Here is a 12,686-nt window from a genome sequence, read left to right as displayed (position 1 = left end):
CTTCTTAACTCCCTTTGTGTTTTGGTGTTCCGACAATTTTATTTAATGTATCAAGAACATTCTTTAACTCTGTTAAGCTTACTTTCGAATAATATTTTTCCACAAGCATGTTATCAATTTTATTAAGAAGCTGCTGAAATTCTTGTCCCCTTTCCGCAAGATAAATCAATGTCTCCCTACGGTTTAGGGCATTCTCTTGGCGATAAATCATGTTCATTTCTTCAAGCTTTGAAATGACTTGGCTAACGGCACTTTTTGAAATATCAAAATGATTTGCAATATCATTCGCAATTACCGGCTCATGACGAATAATATAAAACATAATAATTTCTTGTTGAGGCGTTAAGTGAAAGTTCTCTAGTTCCTCAACCTCTTTGGTTTCTTGTAAAACTAACAACTTGAACTGCTCAAATGTTTGATTGATTTTGTCTATCATTATTAAATATTCATGCACAGCGGTATCATCCCCCAATTCATAATAAAACCTATAGTTTAGTTAAGTTTACTTAACTGTTTTGTTTTTGTAAATTATTAACTTTATTATAAAGATATGAAAAAAACTAACTCTCTCCATATTGAACGTTATGGTTGCCATGAAATTAGCCAAATCGTTGATTAATAATAAAATTTAATTAAAAAGCAAGCTACACCCTTAATTTAAATGCATATAAAAAACCAACATTTTGAATAATGTTTGGTCAAAACGTTGGTAAGTTTAATTATTTATTCTCTATTCCACTGATTGGTTTCTTAATCCCTATGGATCTTTATCTACTAGTTCTTCTTTTCTCCAGTTAACTCGTTTTTTGTACAATAGTGTGATGACTCACATCATTTAATTAAGTACTAATGAAATAGATCCTGATTCTTGTGTTACCAGAATCTCTTGTTGTTCAGTTTCGCCATCTGTATATTTTACAATTGCGTTGATTATTATTTCATCCTCTACTACATACTCCCCATCATGAGGAATTGCAAGTGTGTATTTAGTTTTATCCTGTTCATGATACTTAACAGTGTAGGTATTCCCGATTTCCTTTATAGCTTGGTATACATTTGAACCAGGCACACCAGAAATATAATTTATCTTTTCTGACAATAACCAGTCTAGGTCATCTTTCTCTTTAGCTGTAAGTGTAATGTCTTCTACAAACTTGCCTTTACTCATGGTATAAGTGATTGAGTCAATCTCTTCTCCCGTTAGTTTTAGCATGACATTTGTAAAAATCAAATTAACTCCGCCTCCAGCTACACCAGCTAAACCATTTGTTCTTTCTTCAGTTGATAATTCAAAAGTAGCTTTTTCTGATGATAGATTTGTAAAAACCTGCTGATCACCATTACTGTCTGCATACGCTGTGATTGTAAAATTTGCACTTTGAGGGTCCCCATTCTTACTGAAGAATGGAATGCCTATCAACATTGACAATAAAATTCCAAATGCACATGCTACTGAAATCCACCCTTTAAAATTGAATTGCCCCGATTTATCCTTTTCTATACTATTGCAATTCTTTTTCACACGTTCTTCCATCGTTTCTGACATTTCAATCGAATGAACAGCCTGTTTGATCTTATCAAAGTCCATCATTCATTCTCCTTTCGATATCTTTCTCGAATAAGCTCTCGTCCGCGTTGTAATCGCTTTTTTACTGCCGATGTTGTAATGTTAAGTATTTTTGCTATTTCATCTACTTTAAAGCCCTCTACATAATAAAGTAATAATACAACCTTATGTTTATGTGGCAGTTTCATAAGATGGTCGAGCAAACCATAGTTTTCTTCATCCTTACAATATAGTTGCAAATCATTGATATCCATATGCTTACGAATAAAATTGTACCTTCTCATATTCTTGCAGCGATTCGTGGCTATCGTAATCAACCATGCTTTCTCATGCTCTGAATCGTGAAAAGTTGGAGATTTAGTGAGATAAGTAATAAAAGTATCCTGTACAACATCCTCTGCATCATTTTCATTGCATAGAATAACAAGACATATTCTAAATAGCATATTGCCATATGTATCAATAATTCGCTCTATATCTAGTTCAGTCGACCAAACTGATTGTTGCAACATCCATCAACTCCTTTCACTTATAACACACCTGAAGATACCATTTGGTGAATTTTTCTATAAAATAATTTTACACTACCGCTAATCAGTGCTTAGTTAACAAATATAAAATCCTATAGACTCCTCCCCGAATCTAAGGGAATAGATTTTTCACAGGAGTAGATCGCTCTTCCCTAAGCATCATTCCATATTGCAGTAGAAATGCAAGTGTCTACAATGGCCAAAAGTCCAGAAAAAACAAATCATAAACAATACGTAACCCATTCAGTTCCGTGGTACAAACATTCGAAATGGCACACCCATTGACATGATAAAGTGCTTAGTTAATAAACAAACTAAGCACTTTTTGTCATTTCGGTATTCAAATGTTCAACAAAAGCCTCCGTTCGTTGAAGTAGACGTTAATCCTTTTTGCTGTTATTTTGCAGTTCAAATGTCTCTTCAAAGTTACCCCATTTTACATTTACTTTTATAACTTCATCTTCACCTATTTCTTCCCAGCCCTTTGAACCTCCACTAATTTTATAGGTTACTTCTTTAGGAGGTGCAGAGAATTCTTCTTTAGCACTTCCACCTCCATTGTTTGTTTCATAGGAATAATTAATTTCTCTCACGGAAGATAACTCTTCTAAAGTCCCTTTGTATTTTAATAAAAAATTGTGATCATTTTTACTATTTGTAATAGAAGTTCCATCAGACTCCCGCTGTACTTCTGTTAATTTAAAAGAGTATTCTGCCTCCCAATGTTCACTTTCTCCTATAAATTTATGCTCATGTTTTATAGTTTCAATTTCCTGACAAGCTGTTAAAACTATTAATGTCAGTAGTAAGACCACTATTTTTTTCACCGAAAACCCACCTTAATATATTCGGGTTAAACAACTCCATTTATAACCACTTCATCATGCATCTAAAAATACCCTTCTATTACACAAGAACAATCCTTTAGTACTACATGTAGACCAAAACCAGCGATTCACCACAGAAAATAAAAATTAATTACGTTCTTTCATGGCGTTCAATAAGTAATGCCATTTATTTGAGAGCAAGCGAACTGCATCCGCTGATATGTCGACCTGCAATCATGGTGCAAAGATCTCTGGATGATCGTTTCGCCATGCGCCTATGCAGCCAATTAGACAGGCTGTGTAACTTCTCATCACACGATCGTTCCCACTGTCCGCATATTCAATAGCGATATTTATGTCCGGCTTGCGCCATGCCAAAATTCGACCGGAAAATCCAGGCCACATACATTCCTCATCCATTTCAGGTTGACCATATGCCTTTATCGACTGATCTGGTGTTGAGCTCATCATGATCCCCTTGGGCAGCTTTCCGGGAAACGGAGCTTTAATTCTGTCATCCGACCCGGGCGCAAGAAAATGTATGGCACCAATGATCCATCCATCTTGATTTGAATAATTGAGTTCAGTCAGGTCATTTATTTTTGGTGCGCGATAAAGATCGATGCGTATCGATGTTTTCACAGACCAGATAATATCGTCGTTGAAATAGCTGTTCGGAGGTGGCATTCGTTTGACACCGAATGATTGCAGCAAAGCTTGAACATTCCTGGGATTATACGGATGGCCAAGCATTTCTATGAACAGTTCAGATGGTTCTTTCATGCGTATATCACTCCTTAAGCGAACTTTTTTCTGATAATAACCGTTCCCCGTCTCGATTTTTCGGGGCAAAACTGTTAGCTCAGTATTAATCCTTATATTCTACATTGCTTCCATTTTTCCTTTTCCCCTATACTCCCCCGCTTAGCACAAGATCGAAATAACAATATTTTTACGAGGATGGCTGGGAGAGGTCATGTAAAAGCAGAAGAAATTGATGTGGACCAATTATAAAAAGTTTGCAGCAGCAAAAAATCTTCAACACGAAACCATTAATCTTAATCAAAATCAACGAGTAAAAAAGGGATATTCCACATACAACACGCTAAATTGGTAACTCTCCGTGTACAAGTGATTTTTGGATTTCAAAGGAAGAAATGCTATGAAACAAACAATTCCGAATGAAGTCATTAACCAAACAGCTCCGTTATAGGAACCGTGGAGCATATCTATTGAAAAACCAATCGCTAAAGATGCTATAAATCCCGCAATTTGAGTACCTAAATTCACTACTCCTTCAGCTGATCCACCAACAGCTTCTGGTAAACGTTTTATTGGTAAACCAAACAGGTTAACCGATAATAGTGCAGAAAACAAAGGTGCTATGCTTTGATAAATAATAACGCCTGTTACAGAACTAGCATTAAACATTAAATAAACCATGAGCCCTAACCCTATTCCACTGAAAGCACCAATCCATTTCTCAACTGGCTTCACTTTATCTAAAATAACTCCAGCTAAAAGAAAGAAACTAAATGATGTGACAGCAGGAATCATTTGTAGATACCTGTAACTTTCGCTATATAAAAAATTTGTTGCCCCAAGCGCCTCAAGCCTCACCCTCCCTGGGTAGCATCTGTGTATACTGCATTTGATCTAAGACGTCGGATGACAAGCTCTTATACTACTGCTCTATTGATAAACCTTCCCACGTTTTATCCCATGCTTTTTCCTGCATACGTTTACAATAAATTAAGTGAAATTCATTCCCTTTTTGAAAATAAGGGGCTGGGCGAACAATCTTATTAAATAAATCCTCTAACCCATACGGCGCCATCACTTCTAGTCCATTGTTTTGAAGCCTTACAGCAATTGCAGTTGGTATTTCTGTAAAATGAGCTACCCCTTCATATGAAGATGTGTACGGGGGAAAACCATTTTTCAAGTGCATACGTGCTTGATTTTTTACTGACCATGGCTGGTTTGGTAGTAAAGCTTCAAGTTTCTGTTCTAAGCTTTTTTCTGCCTCCCAAGAAGTATTCGTACTATCGAAATAGATTACATCAATATCATTGATTGGTGTCTTACAGTTATGTAAAACATCCCACACTTTATTGCGAATGAGCCCAGCACTGACCCAAGCGTCATTCAGATTTAATTTTCCAACAGCTTCTAAAATTGACAGTATATAATTGTCTTTTTTTATAATATCCATTAATTGAACTTCAAATTTACGCATATTAACTTCCCCTTTCCAAGTTTCCCAATCAATCATTGTAAATGAGAAAGAGCTGTCTCAAAAATTATCGAGACAACTCTTTGGATGGTATTAATTTTCATAGACCAGATTATTTATATAGATGGTCTAGTGCTTGGTAATCTTGCTGGTATCGTCCACCGTCTGCCACTTCTGCATGATACAGCGCCTTTAATGCATAGTTTTTTTGCAAATCCATATCAGCCATCAGCACCTTTAGGCGATCATGTAATTCACGATTTTCTTTCACTAATTGCTGCATCTGTGGTTTAAAATATTTCAAGTTGATAATCTCCCTCAATTTATAACATATCTATTAGTATAGCACGATTATTTCCGAAAGACTCGTAGGAGCAGCTTTAATTTCTTCATCGGAATGTGAATACCCCCGAGATCTTTTGAAGCATCAAAACCTACCTCCATTCCTTTTAGGGTTATTGTTTCCAAACCTCGTTCACTTATTCTGCTACATATTAATCAGATAAAGTCTGAAAGAAGGATTTGGAGAGAATAGAAAATGTTATTTGTTTTTAGGAACTGCCTCCTTTGTTTAAGATAAAGACTGTTCTACAAGAAATTACTGAGCGTAAAAACTAAAATGGCTATCGTTGTCCTGATTGCAAGTCGGAGCATATTGTTCGGTTTGGTAAATGTTCAACTTTTGTTGAAGGTGAAGAAATTAAAAAACAACGGTAGCGCTGGTAAAGTTACCAAAAAGAAGCTTTATGACATTCAGAACACCAACAATAAGCACCACAGACTTAAAGCATGGATACAACGATTTAACGAAATATATGGACCATTACCTTACTTGGTTTCAAGTGTCAGAAAGTGTTCAACACCAGAGAAATGAAGTCACTATGAAAGACTTGATTTTTAGAGAAAATCAAATACAAAATACAGAAACAAACGGGGCAGTTTACTTGAAGTAAGAATGTTATAATTTTTATATTACATAATTTTTTGGGAAGGTGTAGCATATGTCTGATTGTTGTACTAAAAAGGAACAAATTTCTGAAAGTAATAGTTCTGAATTGTGTTTGTCTTGTAATTCAAAAGGTAAAAAAGTGAAAATCATTACATTAAAATCAATGCTTAAACCAACGATTCTAAGTACATTGAATACAAATTCATCTCATTATTTTTGTTCATCAAAAGATTGTGATGTCGTTTATTTTAATACAGATAAAAAAACGTATCTTACATCAGATATTAAGGTTTCTGTTCATCAAAAAGATAACTCCTTTGATAGTCCTATCTGCTATTGCTTCGGTTGGACAAAAGAAAAAATTAAACAATATGTTGAAAAAGGACTTACTTCTAATCCATTAAATCACATTCGTGAAAACATAAAAGAAAACCGATGTGGATGCGAGGTAAACAACCCTCAAGGTAGTTGCTGTTTGGGGAATGTGACAAACTATATAAAAAACCTTTCTTAACAAAATAAGTGGAACATCCAATTTTTCACTAACGGATGCGATAGTATAAGGAGCAAATACTAAAAAATAACTTCCGTTTTTTACGGAAGTTATTTCAGAGTGTCGACAAACTAAATTCGTATCAAAAAGTTATCATATGTGGGCATTTAATTTTAGTTTTCTATGTTCAAACGTTTTTCCGCCCCCTTGAAAATAAAGGGTTTGGAAAATCTAAAAAGAATTGTGCTTATAGCCGCTCAATTTAAAAATAATAGACAAAGTCGAAAAAATCGACTTTGTCTACAGTCTGAAATAACTTCCGTTTTTTACGGAAGTTATTTTTTCACACTTAATATCAACATTAAAATTTCACAGAGCATTATATTATAACGATTAAAGCGGAAGGTCTTTTCGTTTAAATACTTCTAGACTCGCGATATAGAGAACTATGCCAATACCAAAAAGAATAATCAGCTTCCACCAATAATTTTCGCCCTCTAGAATAGCCGTTGTGTCGAATAATGCATTAATTGTAAAGTTACTAAGAACATTAAGGCTTTCGTCAACTGAACTGAGCAACTGGAATAAGAAGAAGGCAATCGGAATACCGGCACCAAAAGCAAGAGAATTTTTCGTTAAGTTGCAATAGCTTGAGAAAAAGAACGAAATACCGCTAATGGCAAACATTAATAAAAATAATCCAACATTTAGCATGATAAAATCAGCGATTACGATGTCCGTCTCAGATTGGAACACTTGAATGGTAATCAAACCAGCAGCTGTTTCAATAATGAACATTACAACTAAAGCGATAATTAAGTAAAGAGCTTGTGTAGCAATAATTGTAGATCGTTTCGTTGGTGTTGATAATAAGTATGCCATGGAGCCACGATCAACTTGTGAGGCAATTAAACTATTCGCTGTCATAATGATGAAAATAATCGGGAATATGACACCATGAATTGAATAAAATGTTGATGCAAGCATACTTAGTAATGTCGTCTGTCCAAGCATACCTGCAAGCGGTGTACCTTCTACTAAATGACTAATATCTGTTAATGTAGTAGCATCGAATACAGCAACCATAACTACTTGTAATATAGTTAAAACAATCGTAAATATTAGCCAAAGCTTTACGTTTGCGCGTAAGGTTTGTTTAAAAATCGTACTATTAATCATTAGATTGACCTCCTGAATATAAATGATAGAACTGCTCTTGAAGTGTATGTTTTTGTTCTGTTAAATTAACGAATTGATATTTTGATAAAACTGCTAAAAATTTATTTAGTGTATTGTTTTCAATATTTACAGAAACAGTTAACTTACTAATAGCCACCGAATCGATCTGCTCTTGCATAAAACGAGTACATTCCTGCTCATTACTAAACTCGATGATAAATTGTTGATTTTCATTTGACAGTATCGTTGAAATAGGTTTAATCGTAACTATCTTACCTTCTTTAATCATAGCCACTTTATCACAAGTTTTTTCGATTTCTTCGAACATATGGCTAGACATAAAAATCGTTTTACCCTTAGCTTTTTCCTCTTTAATAATTTGTATAAATTCTGCACGCATTAAAGGGTCAAGCCCCGTTGTAGGCTCATCCAAAATTAGTATTGGAGCATTGGCCATCAATGCGACAACAATCGCGGTTTTTTGTTTCATTCCCTTTGACATACGTTTAATATTTGCTGAAGGATCAAGCTGAAGTCTTTCAATTAATTTGTTTGCAAAGCTTAAATCCGTTAGTTGTAAAAGCTCTGCTTGCTGATGGATGAACTCCCAGCCAGTTTTTACATCCGGAAAGGCAATTTCTCCTGGAATATAGCCAATCCACTGCTTAATTGCCGCAGCATCATGCCATGCATCAAGGTTCTTAATTTTCACTGTTCCGGTATTCGGCTTTAAAAACCCCATTAGATGGCGAATCGTCGTTGTTTTGCCTGCTCCGTTTGTACCGACAAACCCAAATGCTTCACCTGATTCAATAGAAAGATTGATATTAAAAATGCCTCGACCATCACCGTAATCTTTCGTTACATTTTGTAATTCAATCATTGCCATGGTAATTCCCCTCCTACACGTCGATCGTAAAATTCCATGAAATGCTTTTCTAAACTAAACGGCACTTCATTGAACCTTGATAAAGGAAAATCGGCTAATATTTTGATGAGCTGTGATAAATCACTTGGATAACAACCAATTTGAAGATCATTTGTTTGATCATTTTTAAGAAGTAGATTGAAAGCTTCGTTCGATTCAATCACCTTCACTAGCTGCGAATAATGCATTTCGTTTTGGACTGTCAGATTGAAGACCTTTTCTGTCATTTTTAAAAGTTCTTGTTTGTTGAATGAAGAAATCAAATGACCATCTTTTATAATTGAAATTTCATCACAAGTAGCATCAACTTCAGTAAAAATATGACTTGATAGTAAAATTGTTTTGCCACGCTTTTTCTCTTCCTTTACGAAATCGATAAAGCGTTGCTGCATAATTGGATCTAAGCCACTTGTTGGCTCATCGAGTACGAGTACATCCGGATCATGCATGAATGCCGTCACAATCGCTAATTTTCTTTTCATTCCCAGTGACATACGTTTTATCTTTCCTGAAGCATCAAGCTCAAAGAATTCAATTAGTTTTTTACAATGTGACTCATCTTTAACTTTTCGTAAATCCATCATCATTTGAATGAATTGCTGACCTGTTAGGTTTTCAGGCAATGCTACTTCGCCAGGTAAATAGCCGAGATTTTCTTGGATAGTACTAGCATTTGTCCAACTATCTAAACTATTTACTGTTACGATTCCTTGCTGCGGCTTTGAAAATCCCATAATGTGACGAATGGCAGTCGTTTTTCCAGCTCCATTTGGCCCTAAAAAGCCATACACAGTGCCCTTTTCAACATTAAATGAAACATCAAAAATCCCACGTCCATGTCCATAGTCCTTTGTGACATGCTGTAATGAAATTACTGTCATATTCTCACTCCTTGAGTCTATTAAAAATTTAGTCATTTTAACTATATTTTCGTTTTAATTCAAGCTCATTACGAACATACTATTGTTTATGCTAAAGTATTTCACTAATCGAATAATATCTATACAATAGGCGAATAGATGTTATTATCGAAAATTGTACGGATGAAAAAAACATCTCGAACTTATTCTTTAAAAAATTCACTTCAACTCCCTCTAATTTTCAGTTAAAATGATGAACAATAATCAGAAATGTCCAATGTGTCGTTTAGCCAACACCTTTCCTGAATGTGTTGGTTAAAATTTAGGAGGGAAATAGAATGCAGGATATGAATACGGATTTACGTGTCGTTCGTACAAAAGAATCCATCCGGGAAGCATTGATTGATTTGATAGAAGAAAAAGGTTTTGATGCAATTACTGTTAAGGATATAACAACTCGGGCAAAAATTAATCGTGGAACCTTCTATGCTCATTACCAAGATAAGTATGATTTACTGACCAAATGTGAGGAAGAATTTATGCGAGAAATGGCAGACATGATAATAAAGAATTTTCCAGATATCATTTCAGACATAGAAGCAAATGCTCCTATTACCGTACCTTTTACCCTTGTTATTTCAATTTTTGAATATCTAGATCAAAATAGACGATTTATGAAGGGCATGTTGGGTCCAAAAGGAGATCTATCGTTCCAAACAAAATTGAAAAAATTTATATGGAAAACACTATTTGAAAGTAACAAAAATCCTCTTATTAAGCAGGAGAATTTCCTAGTTCCAGCTGAATACTTAATTTCCTACGTTGCTTCGGCGCATATAGGTGTTATTCAGCAATGGCTTAACAGTGATAGAGAGGAATCACCACAAGAGATGGCTCGTATTTTATCCACGATGACTATAAATGGTCCTTTCTTTGCTGCAGGTTTAAAAAAGTAACTGGGAGGGGAAATATGGATCGACGTGTGATGAAAACAAGAAAAGAAATACGAAAAGCGCTACTTTCATTGATGGAAGAAAAGGATTTTGAGGTAATTACGGTTTTAGATATTACAAAACATGCAAATATCAATCGTGGAACATTTTATTTACATTACGTCGATAAATATGATCTGCTAGAAAAATACGAACAAGAACTCTTCGAGAAGATCGAACATATTGCATTGAAATACTTAAAGGTTGACGATACTATGTATGAATTTTTTCATACACGTTACCCAACAATTGTTCAAGTTTTTCATTGTGTACAAGAAGAACAAGAATTACTTTCCATTCTATTAAAAACAAGAGGACTCTTTTCCTTTCAAGATCGAGTAAAGAATACATTTATATACCTGTTCCGAAATAACGCACCCTCTAAAGTATCTGAACATCAATTTTCATACCCAATTGAATTTATAGCGCTATTCGCGAGTGCAACGTTTATTAGTGTGATTCAATACTGGCTTCAATCAGATATGAAGCAAACTCCTGAACAATTAGCTCAAATTATGTGGGATATTTTTTTAAAAGGCCCTATAGGAGCTTTTGGCATACTCCCCTCTACGAAATAAACAAAAACAGGCCACTGCTATTAATATACAGCGGCCTGTTAGAATTGTATTTTATTCGATTGTTTCAGTTTCTTCAATTTGACTTGGCTTTTCAATTAGCTGTTTTACCCATAGTAAAATAAACGAAATTACTGCAATCCAGGATAATACCACGCCATTTCCATTAAATACACCTTTACCGAAGTATAAAATATCTTTTAAACCATTAATTAAAAACTTCATCGGTAACCATGGCAAAATGTAATCTTGATAAAAAGATGGTAACATTTCAGGTGCCAATTGAATTAAAGGTAATCCAAAGAACATCAGTAAAACATAGACAATTAAGCTAGGTAAACGTAGCCAAGATACCGTCGCAAGTATTAAAAATACGAATCCTAAACACGCAAGTGAACTAAATAAAGCGACTGTATTGAAACTTTCAAAAGCAAAGCCGAGTATCCATGTCGTTGACCACGTTACAAAATAGCCAGCAAAGAACGCGTAGATGATTGCAACAATGGATTGTACTACTTGAAATTGTAGTTTTTGTTTCTTCGAGTTAAAAGTAGTCTTCATCTGAGCTAGATAAAATAAAACAGCGCCCATAATACTCGCAAACCAAAGAGGTTGGAAGAATGCTGTTGGTGCCGTTCCTAAATCCCCTACTGCGTTTACATAAATCGTTTCAGCATGTATTGGAGCAACTAATGTTGTGACTTGACTTGCTTGAATCGGAACCTTTGCTTGCTCGATACTTTGAAGCAGTTGTGTACTCATAACCGAATTCATTTGCTTAACTATATTATCTAAAGCAGCGCTTAACATCGTAGATACCGTTGTATTTGCACCTTGATTAATATAAATTTTCATCGTAGGATTTGCAGGAGAAGGTGTTTGTAACGAAGCAAATTGTGCTGAGAAGTTTTCTGGTACTACTAATCCCCCATACACTTCTTGTTCTTTCATCGCTTCTTCCATCGATTGAACAGAGTCATAAACTTTTAACTTAATCGTATCCATTCCCATTGTTGCTAATTGGCTTTGCAAGTTCTGCAATAAAGTATCACCCATTTCTCCAGCATCTTCAGACACAAGAGCAACAGGTAAATTTTTCGGACTCATTTTAACAGCTGGAATCTGTGTTGATAAAAAAATAATTCCTAACACAATGACCGCAATAAATGGCAATACTAAAAATTTGTTCTTCATCATTTCCCCTCCAATTAATAAACATTGTGTTGTTTAACAATATTCACTATAAAAGAAAAGATGATTAAACGCTATCGGCAAAAGATAGCGAAACGTTGAGTAATGAACATCTTCAGGGGATATGTTTATTAAATATTTTAGTTTGGCTGTTTTCTAAAAGATTGTTGCTGTTAAAACATAAAAACAGAGTTAATCTACAAAATGTGTAGAATCAACTCTGTTTTTATGTTTGATATTTCGAAAATCGAATATTTAACTAAACAGCTAATAGGTTGTCAATATCTATTTGTAAAATGGCACTTTTCTTTATGTTATACTGTTTTTGGGCATACCAAATAACCCTCCAAGTGTATTGT

Annotated in this window: 15 protein-coding genes and 1 pseudogene; 4 read left to right on the top strand and 12 right to left on the bottom strand. The window is 34.7% G+C overall.

Going from position 1 to position 12,686, the window contains the following annotated elements; genetic code table 11:
* Window positions 1-4 precede the first annotated feature (4 nt).
* The 8 genes from ACIQZG_RS18425 to ACIQZG_RS18390 all read right to left on the bottom strand — a co-directional run bounded on the left by ACIQZG_RS18425 (window position 5) and on the right by ACIQZG_RS18390 (window position 5,464).
* The gene (locus tag ACIQZG_RS18425; RefSeq protein WP_402756928.1) at window positions 5-454 is read right to left on the bottom strand and encodes a MarR family winged helix-turn-helix transcriptional regulator; all 450 of its coding nucleotides are present in this window, start codon (window positions 452-454) and stop codon (window positions 5-7) included.
* Between the two features lie 381 nt (window positions 455-835).
* Window positions 836-1,588, bottom strand: a complete 753-nt coding sequence (locus ACIQZG_RS18420) for a hypothetical protein (protein ID WP_402756927.1) — start codon at window positions 1,586-1,588, stop codon at window positions 836-838.
* Entirely contained in the window at window positions 1,588-2,079 is a 492-nt protein-coding gene (locus ACIQZG_RS18415) for an RNA polymerase sigma factor (RefSeq protein WP_402756926.1), read from the bottom strand. The genes ACIQZG_RS18420 and ACIQZG_RS18415 overlap by 1 nt, the downstream gene beginning before the upstream one ends.
* A gap of 398 nt (window positions 2,080-2,477) precedes the next feature.
* Window positions 2,478-2,924, bottom strand: a complete 447-nt coding sequence (locus tag ACIQZG_RS18410; protein ID WP_402756925.1) for a hypothetical protein — start codon at window positions 2,922-2,924, stop codon at window positions 2,478-2,480.
* A gap of 234 nt (window positions 2,925-3,158) precedes the next feature.
* Window positions 3,159-3,707, bottom strand: coding sequence for a hypothetical protein (locus ACIQZG_RS18405; RefSeq protein ID WP_402756924.1), 549 nt, complete (start codon window positions 3,705-3,707; stop codon window positions 3,159-3,161).
* A 285-nt stretch (window positions 3,708-3,992) separates the two neighbouring features.
* Window positions 3,993-4,544, bottom strand: coding sequence for an MFS transporter (locus ACIQZG_RS18400; RefSeq protein ID WP_402756923.1), 552 nt, complete (start codon window positions 4,542-4,544; stop codon window positions 3,993-3,995).
* 64 nt (window positions 4,545-4,608) lie between these two features.
* The gene (locus ACIQZG_RS18395) at window positions 4,609-5,163 is read right to left on the bottom strand and encodes a nucleotidyltransferase family protein (protein ID WP_402756922.1); all 555 of its coding nucleotides are present in this window, start codon (window positions 5,161-5,163) and stop codon (window positions 4,609-4,611) included.
* Between the two features lie 109 nt (window positions 5,164-5,272).
* A complete protein-coding gene (locus tag ACIQZG_RS18390) occupies window positions 5,273-5,464 on the bottom strand; it encodes a hypothetical protein (protein ID WP_402756921.1) in 192 nt (63 codons plus the stop codon).
* Window positions 5,465-5,742: 278 nt separating this feature from the next.
* Between ACIQZG_RS18390 and ACIQZG_RS18385 the strand changes: the two are divergent.
* A pseudogene (locus ACIQZG_RS18385) lies at window positions 5,743-5,874 on the top strand (IS1595 family transposase); the annotation flags it as partial.
* 287 nt (window positions 5,875-6,161) lie between these two features.
* On the top strand, window positions 6,162-6,623 hold the full coding sequence (locus ACIQZG_RS18380; RefSeq protein WP_402756920.1) for a putative iron-sulfur cluster-binding metallochaperone: 462 nt from the start codon (window positions 6,162-6,164) through the stop codon (window positions 6,621-6,623).
* A gap of 372 nt (window positions 6,624-6,995) precedes the next feature.
* On the opposite strand, the gene ACIQZG_RS18375 is transcribed toward ACIQZG_RS18380, so the two are convergent.
* The 3 genes from ACIQZG_RS18375 to ACIQZG_RS18365 are packed head-to-tail and all read right to left on the bottom strand — an operon-like array spanning window position 6,996 to window position 9,590.
* Window positions 6,996-7,781, bottom strand: a complete 786-nt coding sequence (locus tag ACIQZG_RS18375) for an ABC transporter permease subunit (protein ID WP_402756919.1) — start codon at window positions 7,779-7,781, stop codon at window positions 6,996-6,998.
* Window positions 7,774-8,670 (bottom strand): ABC transporter ATP-binding protein, encoded by an 897-nt coding sequence (locus ACIQZG_RS18370; RefSeq protein WP_402756918.1) that lies wholly within the window; start codon window positions 8,668-8,670, stop codon window positions 7,774-7,776. Before ACIQZG_RS18370 ends, ACIQZG_RS18375 begins: the two co-directional genes overlap by 8 nt.
* Complete coding sequence (locus ACIQZG_RS18365) at window positions 8,661-9,590, bottom strand: ABC transporter ATP-binding protein (RefSeq protein ID WP_402756917.1); 930 nt, start codon at window positions 9,588-9,590, stop codon at window positions 8,661-8,663. Before ACIQZG_RS18365 ends, ACIQZG_RS18370 begins: the two co-directional genes overlap by 10 nt.
* A gap of 317 nt (window positions 9,591-9,907) precedes the next feature.
* Between ACIQZG_RS18365 and ACIQZG_RS18360 the strand changes: the two genes are divergently transcribed.
* The gene (locus tag ACIQZG_RS18360; protein ID WP_402756916.1) at window positions 9,908-10,525 is read left to right on the top strand and encodes a TetR/AcrR family transcriptional regulator; all 618 of its coding nucleotides are present in this window, start codon (window positions 9,908-9,910) and stop codon (window positions 10,523-10,525) included.
* 14 nt (window positions 10,526-10,539) lie between these two features.
* A complete protein-coding gene (locus ACIQZG_RS18355) occupies window positions 10,540-11,139 on the top strand; it encodes a TetR/AcrR family transcriptional regulator (RefSeq protein WP_402756915.1) in 600 nt (199 codons plus the stop codon).
* A gap of 51 nt (window positions 11,140-11,190) precedes the next feature.
* On the opposite strand, the gene ACIQZG_RS18350 is transcribed toward ACIQZG_RS18355, so the two are convergent.
* Entirely contained in the window at window positions 11,191-12,330 is a 1,140-nt protein-coding gene (locus ACIQZG_RS18350) for a YhgE/Pip domain-containing protein (RefSeq protein ID WP_402756914.1), read from the bottom strand.
* Window positions 12,331-12,686 lie beyond the last annotated feature (356 nt).

Source organism: Lysinibacillus sp. NPDC096418 (genome assembly GCF_044762775.1).
GTDB lineage: Bacteria > Bacillota > Bacilli > Bacillales_A > Planococcaceae > Lysinibacillus.
The sequence above is the reverse complement of the archived record's forward strand: the minus strand, read 5'-3'. Positions and strand labels throughout refer to the sequence as shown.

Bases quoted from the DNA above. Each gene is read 5' to 3' on its own strand.
- ACIQZG_RS18420 (WP_402756927.1), bottom strand. From the start codon at position 1,588: ATGGACTTTGATAAGATCAAACAGGCTGTTCATTCGATTGAAATGTCA.
- ACIQZG_RS18415 (WP_402756926.1), bottom strand. From the start codon at position 2,079: ATGTTGCAACAATCAGTTTGGTCGACTGAACTAGATATAGAGCGAATT.
- ACIQZG_RS18405 (WP_402756924.1), bottom strand. From the start codon at position 3,707: ATGAAAGAACCATCTGAACTGTTCATAGAAATGCTTGGCCATCCGTAT.
- ACIQZG_RS18395 (WP_402756922.1), bottom strand. From the start codon at position 5,163: ATGCGTAAATTTGAAGTTCAATTAATGGATATTATAAAAAAAGACAAT.
- ACIQZG_RS18380 (WP_402756920.1), top strand. From the start codon at position 6,162: ATGTCTGATTGTTGTACTAAAAAGGAACAAATTTCTGAAAGTAATAGT.
- ACIQZG_RS18375 (WP_402756919.1), bottom strand. From the start codon at position 7,781: ATGATTAATAGTACGATTTTTAAACAAACCTTACGCGCAAACGTAAAG.
- ACIQZG_RS18370 (WP_402756918.1), bottom strand. From the start codon at position 8,670: ATGGCAATGATTGAATTACAAAATGTAACGAAAGATTACGGTGATGGT.
- ACIQZG_RS18365 (WP_402756917.1), bottom strand. From the start codon at position 9,590: ATGACAGTAATTTCATTACAGCATGTCACAAAGGACTATGGACATGGA.
- ACIQZG_RS18360 (WP_402756916.1), top strand. From the start codon at position 9,908: ATGCAGGATATGAATACGGATTTACGTGTCGTTCGTACAAAAGAATCC.
- ACIQZG_RS18355 (WP_402756915.1), top strand. From the start codon at position 10,540: ATGGATCGACGTGTGATGAAAACAAGAAAAGAAATACGAAAAGCGCTA.
- ACIQZG_RS18350 (WP_402756914.1), bottom strand. From the start codon at position 12,330: ATGAAGAACAAATTTTTAGTATTGCCATTTATTGCGGTCATTGTGTTA.